This is a genomic window from Shimia aestuarii, from assembly GCF_022814865.1.
GTDB classification, from domain to species: domain Bacteria; phylum Pseudomonadota; class Alphaproteobacteria; order Rhodobacterales; family Rhodobacteraceae; genus Shimia; species Shimia aestuarii_A.
In genome coordinates, this window is record NZ_JAKVRD010000001.1 from 318795 (window position 1) to 336749 (window position 17955).

A 17955-nucleotide genomic window follows, 5' to 3' on the forward strand; every position below is an offset into this window, starting at 1 on the left:
CCTTAGAAGACCGTGCAGAGGACTTCGCCGCCAACATTGTTGGAGCGCGCCGCTGCATCCGACATCACACCCTTGGGGGTGGAGACAATCGACACACCCAAGCCCTGACGGACGGTCGGGATGTCATTGACGCCCATGTAGACGCGACGGCCGGGTTTGGAGACCCGCTGCAGTTCGCGAATGACGGGAGCGCCTTCGTAGTATTTCAGGCTGATTTCGAGGGCCGGATGGCCGTCGGTACCAGTCGTTGCTTCGTAGCCGCGAATGTAACCTTCGTCAGCCAGAACATCGAGAACCCAACCGCGCAGTTTCGACGCGGGGGTCGACACGGTCGACTTGCCACGCATCTGGCCGTTGCGGATACGGGTCAGCATATCACCGATAGGATCGTTCATATCTGTCCCTCCTTACCAGCTCGATTTGACCATGCCGGGGATCTGGCCGTTCGAGCCAAGATTCCGCAGTGCGATACGGCTGATCTTCAGCTTACGGTAGTAAGCGTGAGGACGGCCGGTCAGCTGGCAACGGTTGTGAAGACGGGTTGCCGACGAGTTGCGCGGCAGTTTCGCCAGTTTCAGACGCGCCTTGAAGCGCTCTTCCATCGGGCGGTTCTCATCATTCGCGATCTCTTTGAGCTCGGCGCGCTTGGCAGCATATTTTGCCACAAGACGCTCGCGCTTCTTCTCGCGTTCGATCATTGCTTTTTTAGCCATGTCTCTCTTCCTTCCCGATTACGCGGTGAAAGGCATGTTGAAAGCTTTCAACAGGCTCTTTGCTTCGGCATCGGTTTTCGCGTCGGTGGCAATAACGATGTCCATGCCCCAGTTCTCGTCGACTTTGTCGAAGTCGATTTCCGGGAACACGATATGTTCCTTGAGACCCATGGCGAAGTTGCCACGGCCGTCAAAGCTCGGCTTCACACCACGGAAGTCGCGGATACGCGGCATCGCGATGGTGATCAGACGATCAAGGAATTCGTACATGCGGTCGCCGCGCAGAGTTACCTTGGCGCCCATCGGCATGCCTTCGCGAACGCGGAAGCCGGCGATGGAGTTCTTGGCCGAGGTGGTCATGGCTTTTTGACCGGCGATGAGGGTCAGGTCTTCCTGAGCCGACTTCGCTTTTTTGCTGTCTTTGACGGCAGCACGGCCACAACCAATGTTGAGCACGATTTTCTCCAGCTTGGGGATCATCATGTCATTGGAGTAGCCGAACTCCTCTTTCATCGAGCCACGAATGGTCTCGTTGTAGAGGGCCCGAAGACGCGGGGTGTAGTTTGCAGTATCAAGCATCGATCACGTCCCCCGTGGTCTTGGCGAAACGAACCTTCTTGTCGCCTTCCATGCGGAAGCCAACGCGGGTCGGTTTGCCGTTTGCGTCAAGAAGCGCAATGTTCGACAGGTCAAGCGGCATCGCCTTGGGAATGCGGCCACCTTGCGAGGTTTGCGACTGGCGGGTGTGGCGGATGGCCATATTCACGCCATCGACGACAGCCTTGCCGGCTTTCGGATCGACGGAAGCGATGGTGCCTTCCTTACCCTTGTCCTTGCCAGCAAGGACGACGACCTTGTCGCCTTTTTTCAGTTTCGCAGCCATTAGAGCACCTCCGGCGCGAGCGAGATGATCTTCATGAAGTTCTTCGCGCGCAGCTCACGAACCACCGGCCCGAAGATACGGGTGCCGACCGGCTCGTTGTTGTTGTTGAGGATCACGGCCGCGTTCCGATCAAAACGGATCGCGGTGCCGTCTTCACGGCGGACTTCTTTGGCGGTGCGCACGACGACGGCCTTACGGACGTCACCTTTCTTCACGCGGCCGCGCGGGATGGCTTCCTTGACCGAGACGACAATGATGTCGCCAACGGATGCGTATTTACGCTTGGAACCACCCAGAACCTTGATGCACTGAACTCGGCGAGCGCCGGAGTTGTCAGCTACATCCAGATTTGTTTGCATCTGGATCATGTGGTTTCTCCCGACCTTTGGGAACGGACGATGCGTGTCCTAATGTTCCCAGGGTTTCGACAAACTGGAATGTTCGTCGCCAGGAGTCTCTTCAGAGACTCTTAGGCTTCGACGACTTCCCAGCGTTTCGTTTTCGAACGCGGTGCGCATTCGATAATGCGAACAGAGTCACCTACTTTGTAGGTGTTGTTCTCATCGTGAGCCCGGTACTTCTTGGACTTACGAATGGTCTTCTTCAGAACCGGGTGCGTGAAGCGGCGTTCAACCGACACGGTGATGGTCTGGGCGTTGGCGTCCGAGGTCACGGTGCCTTGCAGGATACGTTTGGGCATCTATCTGGCTCCTCTTACTCGGCTGCCGACTGGGCTTTTTCGTTCAGGATGGTCTTCACACGCGCAGCGGCACGACGTGCCTCGCGGATGCGAGCCGGGTTCTCGAGCTGACCAGTGGCCGCCTGAAAACGCAGGTTGAACGATTCTTTCTTGAGGTTGGCCAGCTCTTCACGGAGCTGATCCGGCGTTTTATCACGCAGTTCGTTGGCGTTCATCGCCTCTTCCTTTCTCATACATCAGAAGGCCCCCTGGGTTATGTGAGGGGTTACCTTTTGACCTGATGGACAAATGACAAGCACACGAATCCCCGTAACGGGAATCCGCGAGATGGCGCTCTATACGGGGTGAGCCATGCCTTGGCAAGGGATAGATCAGAGATACTTAGGAAATCCGAAGTTTTACTGCCTCACCTGCGCACGCCCCTACGCCACGAAAAACGCGGCCCCGATTGGAGCCGCGTTTCGAAATCTCAGGCGTGAGCCAGCTTATGCAAGCGCGATGTTGGTCGCCGACTCGCGGCCGTCGCGGCCAGCTTCGAGGTCGTAGGTCACTTTCTGGTCATCGGCGAGGCCGGTGAGGCCTGCGCGCTCAACGGCGGAGATGTGCACAAACACGTCTTTGCCGCCCTGTTCCGGTGCGATGAAACCAAACCCTTTGGTAGAGTTGAACCATTTTACGGTGCCATTGGCCATATCCGTAGTCTCCATAGATAGAATGTTGCCCACACAATGCGGCAACCCGGCGTCGTCGGTCATGATCGAAAGACTGAACGCCGAAGAACGGGAGACAGTGGTCGAAATAGAAAAACGGTAGCCCGGTCTACTTGGGGGCAGTGCGCGGTTTTTACAAGGGGGTTTGGCACAAACCGTGCTTCCAACGCCATGTGGTGCAAAATGCACGCAGTCTATTGCGCGGCCTCATCAGCCTCACCAAGCATCGCTTTCAGGCGCTGGCCCCAATCGGCATCGGGGGTTGCCGATTTCCCAACCGCCTTGAAGCCGAGGAACAAGATCACCACCAAATCGGCCGTAGCGCGGGCCTGCGCCTGAGACGACACCGATTGATAGCGGATCAGGACATTCTGAACAGCCGCGCGCAATTGATCGGTCATGGCGTTGGTTTTTTCGGCCACCTTCGGATTGTCGGCCGCTAGCTCGACAATGGCGTTGCACAGGAAGCAGCCGCGCCGCGTATCACAATCGACCGAGAACATGTGCGACAGACATGCGCTGGCGGTCGCCTCGTGGCAGCCTTCCAGCATTTCGACAGTGCTCGCGATCACTTCGCGGTCATATTGCTCCAGCGCAGCGAGGTAGACGTTTTCTTTGTCGCCGAAGGCTTTGTAGAAGCTGCCGCGCGTGAGACCCATCGCGTCGAGCAGGTCTGGCAAGTTGGTTGCTTTGTACCCCTGACGCCAGAACACCTCCATCGCACCGCGCACCGCAGTGTCCCAGTCGAATTCGCGCGGCCGACCCATGCGCGACGCCCCCTCAATACCTGACATAACAAAACCTCAAGTTTATTTGATTTGTACCATTTGGTTCCAAACTACAGATTGTCAATCATTCAAGGCCACTCACGCCCTGAACACATACCTGTTGAAACCGCCGGCATATCCCATAGGCCCGGCCTGAAATCTGGAAAGTTCCTCCCATGAACGCACTCAAGACCCTCATCTCCGGTACAGCACTGTCTCTGGCGCTGGCAACCTCGGCCCTCGCCCTCGGTGTAGAGCTGAACACCTCGACCACCGGCCTCGCGCTGCAGGGCTATGACCCGGTCGCCTACTTCCTCGACAGCGCTGCCGAGAAAGGTAGCTACAAGATCACGTCTGTCCACAACGGTGCGACCTACCGCTTTGCCAACAAAGAACACAAAGAGGCGTTCGACGCCAACCCGGATGCCTACCTGCCCCAGTATGGCGGCTACTGCGCGTTCGGTACGGCGATGGGCTTCAAGTTCGACGGTGACCCGACCCAGTGGAAGATCGTCGATGGCGAACTGTTCCTGAACCTGTCTTCCGAGATCCACGAGAAATGGCAGGGCGATCAGGCGAACTTTATCACTAAAGCCGACGACAACTGGCCCGAGATCGAAGACAAAGCACCGACCGACCTGCAGAACTAAGCTTACCTTCGCAGTGTCACCTCAGGCCCCCGCTGTCGACTCAGCGGGGGTCTTTTCTTGCGCTCTAGGCCCAGGCGTAGTTGAAGCTCACCGAGATGCGCTCATCCTCGGCCATATTCATCGGCACCTCGTGGCGCAGCCAACTTTCCCAAAGGAAGACTTCGCCGATCTCGGGCTTCATGTAGAGGAACGCCTGCTGTTCGCGCGGCGCATCAGGTTTGCGAGCCGGCGCCGCCATCATGCGCGCAGAGCGTGGGTCTTCGAGCTTCAGCGCCCCTGCCCCGTCGGGCAGCGACACATAGGTCGTGCCGGAGATGACGGAATGGGGATGCAGGTGCGAGGTATGAAGGCCCCCCTCGGGCAGGATGTTGATCCAGATATCCTCAAGCACGAGTTTCTTGTCCTCGAGATTGAAGGCGAGATCCTCGGCAAACGCCGCGACGTGCTGATCGAGCGCCTCGACGATGTCGGCAAAGATCGGGAAGCGCCAAGGCAGATCGGTCAGGGAAGCATAGGAGGTATAGCCGGGATAGCCCTCTTTCTCGCACCATTCCTGCCCCGCTTCGTCATCCTCGGCAATCGAATAGCAGGAGGCGATCAGCTCGTCGTTATCGATGGGTTTGCCATGCTCGGAAAGCAGGGCGCGGTAGAAGCGGGTGACGAAAAGGGATTCGATCTGGGCCATTGAGTGTTCCGATCTCGGTATGCAGGGCGCGTTGCGGCTCTCTTACCGCAAAGCAAAACCCCCGCCAATCTCTTGGCGGGGGTTTCTATTGTCTTTTGCAGAAAACACCCGAGGGCGTTTTTGCCGGACTTACCAGTCTTCGCGAACGACGACGCGGGTCTTGACCGGAAGCTTCATCGCGGCGAGGCGCAGGGCTTCGCGAGCGACTTCGTCCGAGACGCCGTCGATTTCGAACATCACGCGGCCGGGCTTCACTTTGCAGACCCAACGGTCGACAGAGCCTTTACCCTTACCCATACGAACTTCGATGGGTTTTGCGGTCACGGGGGTGTCCGGGAAGATACGGATCCAAACACGACCCTGACGCTTCATGTGACGCGTCATGGCACGACGTGCTGCTTCGATCTGGCGGGCAGTCACACGCTCGGGCGTGGTTGCCTTGAGGCCGAAGGAGCCGAAGTTGAGGTCCGAACCGCCTTTTGCGAGGCCTTTGATCCGGCCTTTGTGCATCTTGCGGAATTTAGTGCGCTTTGGTTGAAGCATTTCTCAAGCCTCCCTTAGCGACGACCGCCAGCACCACGCGGTGCAGGGCCATCCTGGAGTTCCTGTGCCTTACGGTCACGCGCCGCCGGATCGTGCTCCATGATCTCACCTTTGAAGATCCAGACCTTGATCCCGATGATCCCGTAGGGGGTCATCGCTTCGGAATGTGCGTAATCGATGTCGGCACGCAGGGTGTGAAGGGGCACGCGACCTTCGCGATACCATTCGGTGCGTGCGATCTCGGCGCCGCCGAGACGGCCAGCCACGTTGACGCGGATGCCGAGGGCACCCATGCGCATGGCGTTCTGCACGGCACGCTTCATGGCGCGACGGAAGGACACACGACGCTCAAGCTGCTGAGCGATCGACTCACCGACGAGCTGGGCGTCGAGCTCGGGCTTGCGGACCTCAACGATGTTGAGGTGCAGTTCCGAGTCGGTCATCGCGGCGATTTTCTTGCGCAGGGTTTCGATGTCTGCGCCTTTCTTGCCGATGATGACGCCGGGACGCGCGGTCTGGATCGTGACGCGGCACTTCTTGTGCGGACGTTCGATGATCACGCGAGCCACGCCGGCTTGCTTGCACTCTTCCTTGATGAACTCACGGATTTTGAGGTCTTCGAGAAGAAGATCACCGTAGTCCTTGGTATCTGCGTACCAACGGCTGTCCCAGGTGCGGTTCACCTGAAGACGCATGCCGACCGGATTTACTTTGTTACCCATTAGGCTTGCTCCTCAACTTGACGCACCGTGATGGTGAGTTCCGAGAACGGCTTCACGATCTTGCCGAAACGACCACGGGCCCGCGGACGACCGCGTTTCATGGTCAGGTTTTTGCCGACATAGGCCTCGGAGACGATGAGCTCATCGACGTCGAGGTTGTGGTTGTTCTCGGCATTGGCGATCGCGGACTGAAGGCATTTCTTCACGTCCTGCGCAATCCGCTTCTTGGAGAAAGTCAGGTCGGTCAGAGCCTTCTCAACTTTCTTGCCGCGGATCATCGCTGCAACCAGGTTCAGTTTCTGCGGGCTGGTGCGAAGCATACGGACTTTGGCCATTGCTTCGTTGTCTGCCACGCGGCGGGGGTTCTTTGCCTTGCCCATGACTTACTTCCGCTTCGCTTTCTTGTCGGCAGCGTGCCCGTAGTAGGTACGGGTCGGCGAATATTCACCGAATTTCTGACCGATCATGTCTTCGGATACCAGCACGGGAACGTGCTTCTGGCCGTTGTAGACGCCAAACGTCAGACCCACGAATTGGGGCAGGATCGTCGAGCGGCGCGACCAGATCTTGATGACTTCATTGCGGCCCGAGTCGCGTGCTGCTTCGGCTTTCTTAAGCACGTAAGCATCCACGAAGGGACCTTTCCATACAGAGCGAGACATATGTTAGCGCCCTTTCTTCTTGGCGTGACGCGAGCGGATGATGAGCTTCTGCGACGCCTTGTTTTTGTTGCGGGTGCGCTTACCCTTGGTCGGCTTACCCCAGGGGGTCACCGGGTGACGACCACCCGAAGTCCGGCCTTCACCACCACCATGGGGGTGGTCGATCGGGTTCATAACGACACCACGGACCGACGGACGTTTGCCCTTGTGGCGCATACGACCGGCTTTACCGTAGTTCTGGTTGCTGTTGTCGGGGTTCGACACGGCACCGACGGTGGCCATGCATTCCTGACGAACGAGACGCAGTTCACCCGAGGAGAGGCGGATCTGGGCGTAGCCACCGTCACGACCGACGAACTGGGCATAGGTGCCCGCGGCGCGTGCGATCTGACCGCCTTTGCCCGGCTTCAGCTCGATGTTGTGAACGATGGTACCGATCGGCATCCCCGAGAACGGCATTGCGTTACCCGGCTTGATGTCGGCCTTGGCAGACGCGACAACCTTGTCACCTTCAGCGAGACGCTGGGGCGCGAGGATGTAGGCCTGTTCGCCGTCATCATATTTGATCAGTGCGATGAATGCGGTCCGGTTCGGGTCGTATTCGATCCGCTCGACGGTTGCCGCCACATCAAATTTGTTCCGTTTGAAGTCAACGATCCGGTAGAGGCGTTTTGCCCCGCCACCACGACGACGCGAGGTGATCCGTCCGGTGTTGTTCCGGCCGCCCGATTTGGTCAGACCCTCAGTGAGAGATTTGACCGGACGCCCTTTCCAAAGCTCCGAACGGTCGATCAGCACCAGCCCACGCTGGCCCGGCGTCGTCGGCTTGTACGACTTAAGTGCCATGCTTTCTGTCTTCCGTATAGCGTGCCAGACCTTAGGTTCTTGTCTTTGGTCCGGCTATGTTAAAGCCCCCCGAAGGTGGCCTGTGATATAGGGCCCCGAAGGTCCCCGCTTGCAAAAATCACCGGCCCCGGAACGAATCCGAGGCCGCGAGATTGGGCGTCTTTAGCAGGGGTTCTTGGAGGAGTCTATAGGCGGCGTTGTTTTATTGGCAAAAGCCGTGCCAGCGCCGTCCCGAGGGGTGGCGCCGCGACGGATGAGCGTGCCCCTTTATCTCACCAAATCCGTGAAAGCCCGAAACGAAGCGACGGCCCTCAACAGCGCCGCCCCATGGGGGCGGGACGGCGCTGGCACGGCGGCCTATCGGCCTTGGTTCCGTGCGAGCAGCATTTCGCGAAAAAGCCCCCCGGCTCTCACCGAGGGGCTTTTCATTTTCTTCACCTGAAAGGCAGTCTCTTAGAGACCGGTCGACACGTCGATCGTGTTGCCTTCTTCGAGGGTCACGTAAGCCTTTTTGACGTCTTTACGCTTGCCGAGTTGGCCGCGGAAACGTTTGACTTTACCCTTGGTGATGGTGGTGTTGACCGCTTTGACCTTCACACCAAAGAGAGCTTCAACAGCTTCTTTGATCTGGGGTTTGTTGGCGTCGATCGCCACTTCGAACACAACCGCGCCGGATTCGGACGCCATGGTTGCCTTCTCGGTGATGACCGGCTTGCGGATCACGTCGTAATGTTCTGCCTTCGCACTCATTTCAGACGAGCCTCCAGAGCTTCGATCCCCGCTTTGGTGATCACCAGGGTGTCACGCTTGAGGATGTCATACACGTTTGCACCCATCGTCGGCAGGATATCCAGACCTTCGATGTTGCGCGATGCCTTGAGGAACCCTTCGTTCACGGTCGCGCCGTCGATGACCAGAGCGCGTTTCCAGCCGAGGTTCTTCACCTGCTTGGCCAGGGCTGCGGTCTTGCCTTCTGCGTCGGCGTTCTCGATCACGACAAGCTCACCGGCTTTCGCCTTGGCGCTGAGCGCGTGGCGCAGGCCGAGCTTGCGGAACTTCTTGGGCAGGTCGTGGCCGTGCGAACGCGGCGTCGGGCCTTTGTAGATACCACCTTTACGGAAGATCGGCGCGTTACGGTCACCGTGGCGTGCGCCGCCGGTGCCCTTCTGGCGATAGATCTTCTTGGTCGAGTAGGAGGTTTCCGAGCGGGTCTTGACCTTGTGGGTGCCAGCCTGCGCGTTGTTGCGCTGCCAACGGACCACACGGTGCAGGATGTCCGCACGCGGCTCGAGACCGAACAGGTCTTCCGACAGTTCGATGTTGCCGGCTTTGCCGCCGTCGAGTTTGATCACGTCAAGTTTCATGCTTCACCACCTTCCGCGGAAGCTTCTTCCGCCGGTGCTTCGGTTGCTGCGACCTTGAGCGCTGCCGGGAACGGCAGGCCTTCCGGCGCTTTCTTCTTCACGGCGTCCTTGACGGTGACCCAGCCACCTTTCGAGCCGGGCACAGCGCCCTTGATGAAGACGAGGCCACGGTCGGCATCGGTCTTCACGACTTCGAGGTTCTGGGTGGTCACGCGCACAGCGCCCATGTGACCGGCCATCTTTTTGCCTTTGAAGACGCGGCCCGGGTCCTGACACTGACCGGTCGAACCGTGCGAACGGTGCGAGATCGAAACACCGTGCGTCGCGCGCAGACCGCCGAAGTTGTGGCGCTTCATCGCACCGGCAAAACCTTTACCGATGGTGGTGCCTGCAACGTCGACCTTCTGGCCTTCGACAAAGTGCTCGGCCGAGATTTCGGCGCCGACTTCGATCAGGGCATCTTCCGACACGCGGAACTCTGCAACCTTACGCTTGGGTTCCACGCCTGCCTTGGCATAGTGACCACGCATGGCTTGCGAGGTGCGCTTTGCCTTGGCCGAACCGGCGCCAAGCTGAACGGCGGTGTAGCCGTCGGTTTCAGTGGTGCGCTGAGCGACGACCTGAAGGCCGTCCAGCTGAAGAACGGTGACAGGGATCTGCTTGCCGTCTTCCATGAACAGGCGGGTCATGCCCACCTTTTTCGCGATAATACCAGAGCGCATATTCCTATACCCTCCTTAAACCGAGATCTGGACGTCCACGCCGGCCGCGAGGTCGAGCTTCATCAGCGCGTCCACGGTCTGCGGGGTCGGATCAACGATGTCGAGAAGACGCTTGTGCGTGCGGATCTCGAACTGATCGCGGGATTTCTTGTCAACGTGGGGACCACGAAGAACGGTGAACTTCTCAATCTTGTTGGGAAGCGGGATCGGGCCACGAACCTGCGCGCCGGTGCGCTTTGCAGTGTTCACGATTTCCTGCGTCGATGCATCGAGGACGCGGTAATCGAATGCCTTCAGCCGAATGCGAATGTTTTGGCTTTGCATTGCATATGCCTTTATTGGCGTTGGAGTTGAGAGGAGGAGAAGCGCTCATCGCGACCCCTCTTCGAACCCAAACGGCGGGAATCACCCCGCCGCGATGTTCTTGAAGAGAACCCGCGCGCTATACAGGGGCAAATGCCACGTGACAAGGGGCAAATCCATTTGTCGCCCCTTTCCCTTCATTGCCCGTCGAAGACCGCGACCATGCTATCACGCAACCGCGCCACATCCATGTCAACCGACGCGGTGGGGTCACAGCGAAAGGGCGGCAGGACCACCACGCGGATCGCACCCGGCTTTGGCCAGACCCGACCGTGTGGCAGGAGGCGCTCAGAATCGAGGATCACGATGGGACGGATCGTGCGCCCGGTTTCCCGCGCAACGACTACGGCACCCGCCTTGAAGGGGCCAAGGGTTTCCGTCTTGGTGCGCGTCCCTTCGGGAAAGAGCACCACAGAGCGGCGCGCGGGCATGTCGCGCACCACCTGTCCGAGGGTCTCCATCGCCAGCTTGCCGTTCTTGCGATTGATCTCGACCAGCCCTGCGCCTTTGAACCCAGTGCGCAGCAGGCGCGCATCGAAGAGTTCCTTCTTTGCGGCAAAGGTGAACCATTTGGCGTCAGGGATCGCATCCATCAGGGCAAAACCATCGAGGTGACTCCGATGATTGATGACGATGACGCTCTCGGTATCGGCGGCCAGGTCGGCCTTGGCGGCCTCGGACATCTCCACACGGATGCTCAGGAGCCAGAGAAGCCGCGAACAGGCGCGCTTCACGCTGCGCCAGTACCAGCCACGAAACCCTTTACGCCGCGCGCAGAAGAGAGGCGCAAAGGCGATGACGAAGAAATAGAGCGGTCCGAGAAGGATAAGCACGGCACGTTTCAGAATGCGGATCGGCAGCGGATCATGGGCCACGCGGGTCGGGGAAGTCTGGGTCATGGTGTCCTGACGCGGAGAGCGCCCCAAAGGGGTCGTGGAGCCATGAGACCCGAGCAGCCCGGAAATCAGCGTCATGACATGCGCTTGTCCTGCCCCGAAAGGCAGACGGGCGCTTATCGGTCAATTCACGAACCGCGGCAATGCGAAACTGCCGCTGCGGCAACATCGCCGCCAAAAGAAAAGGCCCCGCCGTTTGGCGGGGCCTTCTGGTCTTTCAGGTCAAACCTGGCTTAGTCGAGGATCTTCGACACAACGCCGGAGCCGACGGTGCGGCCACCTTCGCGGATGGCGAAGCGCAGGCCTTCTTCCATCGCGATCGGCGCGATCAGTTCCACAGCGAACTTCAGGTTGTCGCCCGGCATCACCATCTCGGTGCCCGACGGCAGTTCAACGGTCCCGGTCACGTCGGTCGTGCGGAAGTAGAACTGCGGACGGTAGTTCGCGAAGAACGGCGTGTGACGGCCACCTTCATCCTTGGTCAGGATGTAGGCTTCGGCTTCGAACTTGGTGTGCGGGTTCACGGAGCCCGGCTTGCAGAGAACCTGGCCACGCTCAACCGCTTCACGGTCCACACCGCGCAGCAGCGCGCCGATGTTGTCGCCTGCTTCACCGCGGTCAAGCAGCTTGCGGAACATTTCAACGCCAGTACAGGTCGTCTTCTGGGTGTCCTTGATGCCGACGATTTCGATCTCGTCGCCCACGTTGATCACACCACGCTCAACACGGCCGGTCACAACCGTACCACGACCCGAGATCGAGAACACGTCTTCGATCGGCATCAGGAACGGCTGGTCGGTGGCGCGCGGCGGCTGCGGGATGTACTCGTCAACAGCGGCCATCAGCTCAGCAATCTTCTGCTCGCCGATTTCCGGGTCGCGACCTTCGAGAGCGGCCAGAGCCGAACCCGCGATGATCGGGATATCGTCGCCCGGGAAGTCGTATTCGGAGAGAAGTTCACGCACTTCCATCTCGACGAGCTCGAGGAGCTCTTCGTCGTCGACCTGGTCAACTTTGTTGAGGAACACGACCATCGCCGGGATGCCGACCTGACGGCCAAGCAGGATGTGCTCGCGGGTCTGCGGCATCGGGCCGTCAGCAGCGTTCACAACCAGGATCGCGCCGTCCATCTGGGCCGCACCGGTGATCATGTTCTTCACGTAGTCGGCGTGGCCGGGGCAGTCGACGTGGGCGTAGTGACGCGCGTCGGTCTCGTATTCCACGTGCGCGGTCGAGATGGTGATGCCGCGGGCTTTCTCTTCCGGCGCGCCGTCAATCTCGTCATAGGCTTTGAAGTCACCAAATTGCTTGGTGATCGCTGCCGTCAGGGTCGTCTTGCCGTGGTCAACGTGACCAATCGTGCCGATGTTGCAGTGCGGTTTGCTGCGTTCAAACTTTTCCTTAGCCATGATGGCCTCCTTGATGTTGGAGGGGAAAGCGGTCTCCCGCTTCCCCAATTTCGCTTAGGCGTATTTCGCCTGAATTTCGTCCGAGATGTTCTGCGGAACCGGATCGTAGTGATCGAACTGCATGGTGAACTGGGCGCGGCCCGACGACATCGAACGAAGGGTGTTGATGTAGCCAAACATATTCGCCAGCGGCACGAAGGCGTCGATCGCCACGGCGTTGCCGCGCGGCTCTTGCCCCGAAACCTGACCACGACGCGAGGTGAGGTCGCCGATGATACCGCCGGTATATTCTTCCGGGGTGATCACTTCGACTTTCATCATCGGTTCGAGCAGTTTCGCACCAGCCAGTTTCAGACCTTCGCGCATACACATCCGCGATGCGATTTCAAAGGCGAGAACCGAGGAGTCCACGTCGTGGAACTTACCGTCGAGAAGCGCGACTTTGAAGTCGATCACCGGGAAGCCTGCCAGCGGACCGGAGTCCATGACCGACTGGATGCCCTTTTCGACACCGGGGATGTATTCCTTCGGAACAGCACCACCGACGATGCGGCTTTCGAAGGAGTAACCCTCGCCCGGCTCTGTCGGCATGATCTCGAGTTTGACCTCACCGAACTGACCCGAACCACCCGACTGTTTCTTGTGGGTGTAGGTGTGCTCGATCGGGCGCGAGATGGTTTCGCGATAGGCCACCTGCGGTGCACCGATGTTCGCTTCGACCTTGAATTCACGCTTCAGACGATCGACGAGAATGTCGAGGTGAAGTTCGCCCATGCCCTTCATGATGGTCTGGCCGGACTCGAGGTCGGTTTCGACGCGGAAGGACGGGTCTTCGGCGGCGAGGCGCGCGAGACCTTGAGACATCTTCTCTTGGTCGTTCTTGGTCTTCGGCTCGACCGCGATCTCGATCACCGGATCGGGGAAGGTCATGGTTTCGAGAACGACAGGTGCTTTCGGGTCGCAGAGGGTATCACCGGTGGTGGTATCCTTGAGGCCCGCGAGCGCGATAATGTCGCCTGCAAACGCTTCTTCGATCTCTTCACGGTTGTTCGAGTGCATCATCATCATACGACCGATGCGCTCTTTCTTGCCTTTGGTCGCGTTGAGAACGGTCTCACCTTTGTTCATGGTACCCGAATAGATACGGGTAAAGGTGAGCGAGCCCACGAAGGGGTCGTTCATGATCTTGAACGCGAGACCAGCGAAGGGCATGTCGTCGTCCGCGCGGCGGGCGATGTTACGCTCTTCGGTTTCGTCATCCGGCGAGAAGCCCATGTAATCGACAACGTCGAGCGGGCTCGGGAGGTAGTCGATCACGGCGTTGAGCAGCGGCTGCACGCCTTTGTTCTTGAACGCGGAACCACCGAGAACCGGAACGAAGGACATGTTCAGCGTGCCCTTGCGCAGCAGTTTGCGCATGGTTGCGACATCGGGCTCGTCACCTTCGAGATAGGCTTCCATCGCGTCGTCGTCTTGCTCGACGGCGGCTTCGACCATCTTCTCGCGCCATTCGGCGGCCATGTCCTGAAGGCTCTCGCGGATCGGGGCCTTGACCCAGGACGCGCCCAGATCTTCACCCTGCCACAGCCACTCTTCCATGGTCACGAGGTCAACCAGACCTTCGAGCTCGTTTTCCGCACCAATCGGGATACCGACGGGAATGGCGCGCGCGCCGGTGCGGTCTTCGATCATGCGAACGCAGTTGAAGAAGTCCGCGCCGATTTTGTCCATCTTGTTGACGAACACCATACGCGGAACCTTGTAGCGGTCAGCCTGACGCCACACGGTTTCGGTCTGGGGCTCAACACCTGCGTTGGCGTCGAGAACACAGACGGCACCGTCGAGCACGGCCAGCGAGCGTTCGACTTCGATGGTGAAGTCCACGTGGCCGGGGGTGTCGATGATGTTCAGGCGGTGCTTTTCGGAATCGGCAGACTGGCCATCTTCGGTGCGCTCCCAGAAGGTGGTCGTCGCAGCCGAGGTGATGGTGATGCCGCGTTCCTGCTCCTGCTCCATCCAGTCCATGGTGGCTGCACCGTCGTGCACCTCACCGATGTTGTGGGATTTGCCGGTGTAGAAAAGGATACGCTCAGAGCAGGTGGTCTTGCCTGCATCAATGTGCGCCATGATACCGAAGTTGCGGTACCGGTCGAGGGGATAGTCGCGTGCCATTGGTCAGAATTCTCTCTTGAGGATTACCAGCGATAATGGCTGAAGGCTTTGTTTGCCTCGGCCATCTTGTGAGTGTCTTCCCGCTTCTTGACGGCGGTACCGCGCGAGTTCACGGCATCCAGAAGTTCGCCTGCGAGGCGTTCTTCCATGGTGTTCTCGTTACGGTTGCGCGAGGCGGTGATGAGCCAACGAATGGCCAGAGCTTCGCGGCGCTCGGGGCGCACTTCAACCGGAACCTGATAGGTTGCACCACCGACGCGGCGCGAGCGCACTTCGACGGAGGGTTTGATGTTGTCGAGCGCTTCATGGAACACTTCGACGGGGGCGCGTTTGACCTTGGTCTCAACGCGATCAAGCGCGTTATAGACGATCTTTTCCGCAACCGACTTTTTACCGTCGATCATGAGGTTGTTCATGAATTTGCTCAGGACCTTATCGCCATATTTGGCGTCGGGCAGGATTTCGCGCTTCTCAGCGGCGTGACGACGAGACATCTATTCTTATCCTTCTTACTTAGGACGCTTCGCGCCGTATTTCGAGCGACGCTGCTTACGGTCTTTGACGCCCTGGGTATCCAGAACACCACGCAGGATGTGGTAACGGACACCCGGAAGGTCTTTCACACGGCCGCCGCGGATCAGGACAACGGAGTGTTCCTGAAGGTTGTGGCTTTCACCGGGGATGTAGGAGATCACCTCGTAGCCGTTGGTCAGGCGCACCTTGGCAACCTTCCGCATAGCGGAGTTCGGCTTTTTCGGGGTGGTGGTGTAAACGCGGGTGCAAACGCCGCGTTTCTGGGGGCATTGCTCGAGGTGCTGGGACTTCGAGCGCTTGACTTTGGGCTGACGCGGCTTGCGGATCAGCTGCTGGATCGTTGGCATAAGGGTCTCTTCCCGTTTTGCTTCATGTGCTGCACAGGAGCGCAGCCCCATGCGGTTAAGTGTGCTGCCTGCGCGTCCACAAGCAAAAAACCCGCGAACGTTCCCATTCCGAGGCGAACGACGCGGTGGGGTTTCAGAGGGTGCACGCTTCAAAGTAGCGCGGACCTTGACCACTACAGGTTTGAATTCGGCATACAGGGGCGGCCCCCTTACCGGATGCTGCGGCGTATAGGGGGAGTCGCCGGGCTTGTCAACAGCTTGCCCTGCCCCGGCGCTGCCTCTGCCCTCCCGAGGTATAAGAAACGCCACCGCCGAGCAATCGGCTGTTTCTCTGGCAGCGGCGATGCACTCCATCGCTTTCGCAAGAGTGCCGCTTGCCACGTGTTCGCGCCAATGCGAAAGTCGCAACAGGGCAAGGAGATCGAGACCGGGAATGGACAGCAAAGACATGCAGGTGGTCGGGCTATGCCGGTTTTCCTATCCGGCGCTCGGCGGGTTCCAGGTTCAACATGAAACCGCCGAGGCGCGCGCCGCCTATCTCTATGATCCGGCGCGGATCGACGATCGGTTTCGCATGTTCGAAGCCTTCACCCTCCCGGCCCTGCGCGCTCAGACAGATCCCGATTTTACCTTTGTGGTGGTGATCGGAGACGACCTACCTGACGCGATGCGCGCGCGGCTTGAGTCGCTTCTTGCAGGGTTGCCACAGGCACAGATCCAAGCATGGCCCGCCGGCCCGCACCGTGACGTCATGCGAGAGGCGATCAACGCGGCCCGTGATGCGCGCTCAGAGCCGTGTCTTCAGTTCCGCATGGATGACGATGATGCGGTCTCGATCCATTTCGTCGAACGCCTGCGCGCCTTGGCACAAGAATGCCGTCCGCTTCTGCGTCATAATCCACATGTGACCTTTGATTTCAACACTGGCTGGGTCGCGTCTCCCGGTCGGGAAGGCATTCGCGCGGCGCAAGTGGTCGAGACGCTCTGGACCCCGGCCCTCGCTATGTCCGCCAAGGGCAAGCATCGCAACACCATCATGAATTTCGGACATACCCGGCTAGGGCGGTTCATGCCTGTGGTCAGCATGCCGACCCCGCATATGTTTCTGCGTGGTCACAACGATCACAATGACTCGCGTCAGAAAGAGAACATCCGCCGCTTCAAGCTCGAACCCCTCGATGCGGAGGGCGAGGCGCTGTTTCAATCAGAGTTCAATGTCGATTCCGACAAGGTACGCGCGCTCTATGCGCGCCGCTGACGATCCCCACGCAGGATCGTGAAGATCCCGGTGATCACGATGATCGCCGCGCCAAGGAGCGTCAGGCTATCGGGCCAATCCCCGAAGATCACGAAGCCAAGCAACAACCCCCAAAGCAGACCAGTATAGCGGAACGGCGCGACGAAGGAGACCTCGCCGACGCGCATCACAAGGACGGAGAAGAGATAGCCGCCAATGATGAACACCGCCGCCCCCACGAGAAGCGCCGCGTCGCGCGTGGTCACGGGCACCCAGGTCTCGCCAAGGGTCGCAATGGCTGCAAAAAGCGTTATGCCCACCGACGCGGCAAGTGTGACGGTCATCGAAGGCACAACGGGCGACATGCGCCGCGTGGCAAGGTCGCGCGCTGTGACGCAGACCACGGCGGCAAGGGCATAGAGCGCATAGATGTCAAAGCCCTCCGGCCCGGGGCGCACGATCAGGAGCATACCGGCAAATCCCACACCGATCGCCGAAAGACGTCGCCACCCCACCGGCTCGCGGTAAAACAGCAACCCGCCAAGGGTTACAGTCAATGGCAACATCTGCAGGACCGCCATGACATTGGCCAGAGGCAGGTTGCGCAGGGCCGTGATAAAGAAATAGGCCGCCCCGATTTCCGAAATCGTGCGCAACGCGATGCGTCCCCAGTCGCGGCGCGGCAAGTTGAGGCGGATTGCCCCCATGCTGCGCGCCATGATCCAAATGCAAAACGTCGTCAGCAGACCGCGCAGCAACAAGAGCTGAAACAGCGGCATATCGGCATTCATCAGCTTGATGCAGGCATCATTGAAGGTGAAGGCCGCCATGGAGCAGATCATCAGGATCGCCCCCTTCATATTGTCCGACATTGCCTTGACCTGTCCCTGCTGCTCCTGACCGAGCGACACTAGACCGGGCTTTTAGGCGCGCCAAGCCCCCGCGCGCACTGTGCCCGGGCTTCCTCTTGGCAGAAAACCTCTCGCCAAAGACAAGAAAGGCCCCCGGCTCGGTGCCGGGGGCCTTTCTT

Annotated in this window: 27 protein-coding genes; 2 read left to right on the forward strand and 25 right to left on the reverse strand. The window is 59.4% G+C overall.

The genetic code is table 11. The features are described 5' to 3' along the window. Positions 1–2: 2 nt before the first annotated feature. The 9 genes from rpsH to MK745_RS01710 form a co-directional block, all read right to left on the reverse strand. The gene (gene rpsH, locus MK745_RS01670; protein ID WP_243611538.1) at positions 3–395 is read right to left on the reverse strand and encodes a 30S ribosomal protein S8; all 393 of its coding nucleotides are present in this window, start codon (positions 393–395) and stop codon (positions 3–5) included. A 12-nt stretch (positions 396–407) separates the two neighbouring features. After that, the gene (rpsN, locus tag MK745_RS01675) at positions 408–713 is read right to left on the reverse strand and encodes a 30S ribosomal protein S14 (RefSeq protein WP_243611539.1); all 306 of its coding nucleotides are present in this window, start codon (positions 711–713) and stop codon (positions 408–410) included. A gap of 18 nt (positions 714–731) precedes the next feature. Continuing rightward, positions 732–1292: a 50S ribosomal protein L5 gene (gene rplE / locus MK745_RS01680; RefSeq protein ID WP_243611540.1), complete on the reverse strand. Its 561-nt coding sequence runs from the start codon at positions 1290–1292 to the stop codon at positions 732–734. Continuing rightward, entirely contained in the window at positions 1285–1596 is a 312-nt protein-coding gene (gene rplX, locus MK745_RS01685; RefSeq protein ID WP_243611541.1) for a 50S ribosomal protein L24, read from the reverse strand. Before rplX ends, rplE begins: the two co-directional genes overlap by 8 nt. Beyond that, positions 1596–1964, reverse strand: coding sequence for a 50S ribosomal protein L14 (gene rplN, locus MK745_RS01690; RefSeq protein WP_005621870.1), 369 nt, complete (start codon positions 1962–1964; stop codon positions 1596–1598). The genes rplX and rplN overlap by 1 nt, the downstream gene beginning before the upstream one ends. 101 nt (positions 1965–2065) lie before the next feature. Then, positions 2066–2296, reverse strand: coding sequence for a 30S ribosomal protein S17 (gene rpsQ, locus MK745_RS01695; protein WP_243611542.1), 231 nt, complete (start codon positions 2294–2296; stop codon positions 2066–2068). A 14-nt stretch (positions 2297–2310) separates the two neighbouring features. After that, positions 2311–2511, reverse strand: coding sequence for a 50S ribosomal protein L29 (rpmC, locus tag MK745_RS01700; RefSeq protein ID WP_243611543.1), 201 nt, complete (start codon positions 2509–2511; stop codon positions 2311–2313). Between the two features lie 270 nt (positions 2512–2781). After that, positions 2782–2988: a cold-shock protein gene (locus tag MK745_RS01705; RefSeq protein WP_243611633.1), complete on the reverse strand. Its 207-nt coding sequence runs from the start codon at positions 2986–2988 to the stop codon at positions 2782–2784. 212 nt (positions 2989–3200) lie between these two features. Next, the gene (locus tag MK745_RS01710; protein WP_243611544.1) at positions 3201–3773 is read right to left on the reverse strand and encodes a TetR/AcrR family transcriptional regulator; all 573 of its coding nucleotides are present in this window, start codon (positions 3771–3773) and stop codon (positions 3201–3203) included. A 176-nt stretch (positions 3774–3949) separates the two neighbouring features. Between MK745_RS01710 and MK745_RS01715 the strand changes: the two genes are divergently transcribed. Next, on the forward strand, positions 3950–4423 hold the full coding sequence (locus tag MK745_RS01715; RefSeq protein WP_243611545.1) for a YHS domain-containing (seleno)protein: 474 nt from the start codon (positions 3950–3952) through the stop codon (positions 4421–4423). A gap of 64 nt (positions 4424–4487) precedes the next feature. Here the strand turns inward: MK745_RS01715 and MK745_RS01720 are convergent, their stop codons facing one another. From MK745_RS01720 to rpsL, 15 genes are all read right to left on the reverse strand, one after another. Beyond that, complete coding sequence (locus MK745_RS01720; protein WP_243611546.1) at positions 4488–5108, reverse strand: TIGR02466 family protein; 621 nt, start codon at positions 5106–5108, stop codon at positions 4488–4490. 129 nt (positions 5109–5237) lie between these two features. Beyond that, a complete protein-coding gene (gene rplP / locus MK745_RS01725; protein ID WP_243611547.1) occupies positions 5238–5651 on the reverse strand; it encodes a 50S ribosomal protein L16 in 414 nt (137 codons plus the stop codon). Between the two features lie 14 nt (positions 5652–5665). Then, positions 5666–6373 (reverse strand): 30S ribosomal protein S3, encoded by a 708-nt coding sequence (rpsC, locus tag MK745_RS01730; protein ID WP_243611548.1) that lies wholly within the window; start codon positions 6371–6373, stop codon positions 5666–5668. Continuing rightward, a complete protein-coding gene (rplV, locus tag MK745_RS01735) occupies positions 6373–6753 on the reverse strand; it encodes a 50S ribosomal protein L22 (RefSeq protein WP_243611549.1) in 381 nt (126 codons plus the stop codon). Before rplV ends, rpsC begins: the two co-directional genes overlap by 1 nt. Before the next feature lie 3 nt (positions 6754–6756). Beyond that, a complete protein-coding gene (rpsS, locus tag MK745_RS01740) occupies positions 6757–7035 on the reverse strand; it encodes a 30S ribosomal protein S19 (protein ID WP_243611550.1) in 279 nt (92 codons plus the stop codon). 3 nt (positions 7036–7038) lie between these two features. After that, positions 7039–7881: a 50S ribosomal protein L2 gene (gene rplB / locus MK745_RS01745; RefSeq protein WP_243611551.1), complete on the reverse strand. Its 843-nt coding sequence runs from the start codon at positions 7879–7881 to the stop codon at positions 7039–7041. Between the two features lie 453 nt (positions 7882–8334). Then, entirely contained in the window at positions 8335–8631 is a 297-nt protein-coding gene (locus MK745_RS01750) for a 50S ribosomal protein L23 (RefSeq protein WP_243611552.1), read from the reverse strand. After that, a complete protein-coding gene (gene rplD, locus MK745_RS01755; RefSeq protein WP_243611553.1) occupies positions 8628–9245 on the reverse strand; it encodes a 50S ribosomal protein L4 in 618 nt (205 codons plus the stop codon). Before rplD ends, MK745_RS01750 begins: the two co-directional genes overlap by 4 nt. Continuing rightward, the gene (gene rplC / locus MK745_RS01760) at positions 9242–9967 is read right to left on the reverse strand and encodes a 50S ribosomal protein L3 (RefSeq protein WP_243611554.1); all 726 of its coding nucleotides are present in this window, start codon (positions 9965–9967) and stop codon (positions 9242–9244) included. The genes rplD and rplC overlap by 4 nt, the downstream gene beginning before the upstream one ends. Before the next feature lie 15 nt (positions 9968–9982). Then, positions 9983–10291: a 30S ribosomal protein S10 gene (gene rpsJ, locus MK745_RS01765; protein ID WP_044028221.1), complete on the reverse strand. Its 309-nt coding sequence runs from the start codon at positions 10289–10291 to the stop codon at positions 9983–9985. Between the two features lie 176 nt (positions 10292–10467). Next, positions 10468–11304, reverse strand: coding sequence for a lysophospholipid acyltransferase family protein (locus tag MK745_RS01770; RefSeq protein ID WP_243611555.1), 837 nt, complete (start codon positions 11302–11304; stop codon positions 10468–10470). A gap of 155 nt (positions 11305–11459) precedes the next feature. Beyond that, positions 11460–12635, reverse strand: a complete 1176-nt coding sequence (gene tuf, locus MK745_RS01775) for an elongation factor Tu (RefSeq protein WP_243611556.1) — start codon at positions 12633–12635, stop codon at positions 11460–11462. Between the two features lie 54 nt (positions 12636–12689). Beyond that, a complete protein-coding gene (fusA, locus tag MK745_RS01780; RefSeq protein WP_243611557.1) occupies positions 12690–14807 on the reverse strand; it encodes an elongation factor G in 2118 nt (705 codons plus the stop codon). Positions 14808–14830: 23 nt separating this feature from the next. Beyond that, a complete protein-coding gene (gene rpsG, locus MK745_RS01785; protein WP_243611558.1) occupies positions 14831–15301 on the reverse strand; it encodes a 30S ribosomal protein S7 in 471 nt (156 codons plus the stop codon). A 15-nt stretch (positions 15302–15316) separates the two neighbouring features. Continuing rightward, entirely contained in the window at positions 15317–15688 is a 372-nt protein-coding gene (rpsL, locus tag MK745_RS01790; RefSeq protein WP_005862801.1) for a 30S ribosomal protein S12, read from the reverse strand. Positions 15689–16121: 433 nt separating this feature from the next. Between rpsL and MK745_RS01795 the strand changes: the two genes are divergently transcribed. Continuing rightward, positions 16122–16946, forward strand: coding sequence for a putative rhamnosyl transferase (locus MK745_RS01795; RefSeq protein WP_243611559.1), 825 nt, complete (start codon positions 16122–16124; stop codon positions 16944–16946). Here MK745_RS01795 and MK745_RS01800 read toward each other — a convergent pair. Next, positions 16931–17797, reverse strand: coding sequence for a DMT family transporter (locus MK745_RS01800; protein WP_243611560.1), 867 nt, complete (start codon positions 17795–17797; stop codon positions 16931–16933). The genes MK745_RS01795 and MK745_RS01800 overlap by 16 nt on opposite strands. Positions 17798–17955 lie beyond the last annotated feature (158 nt).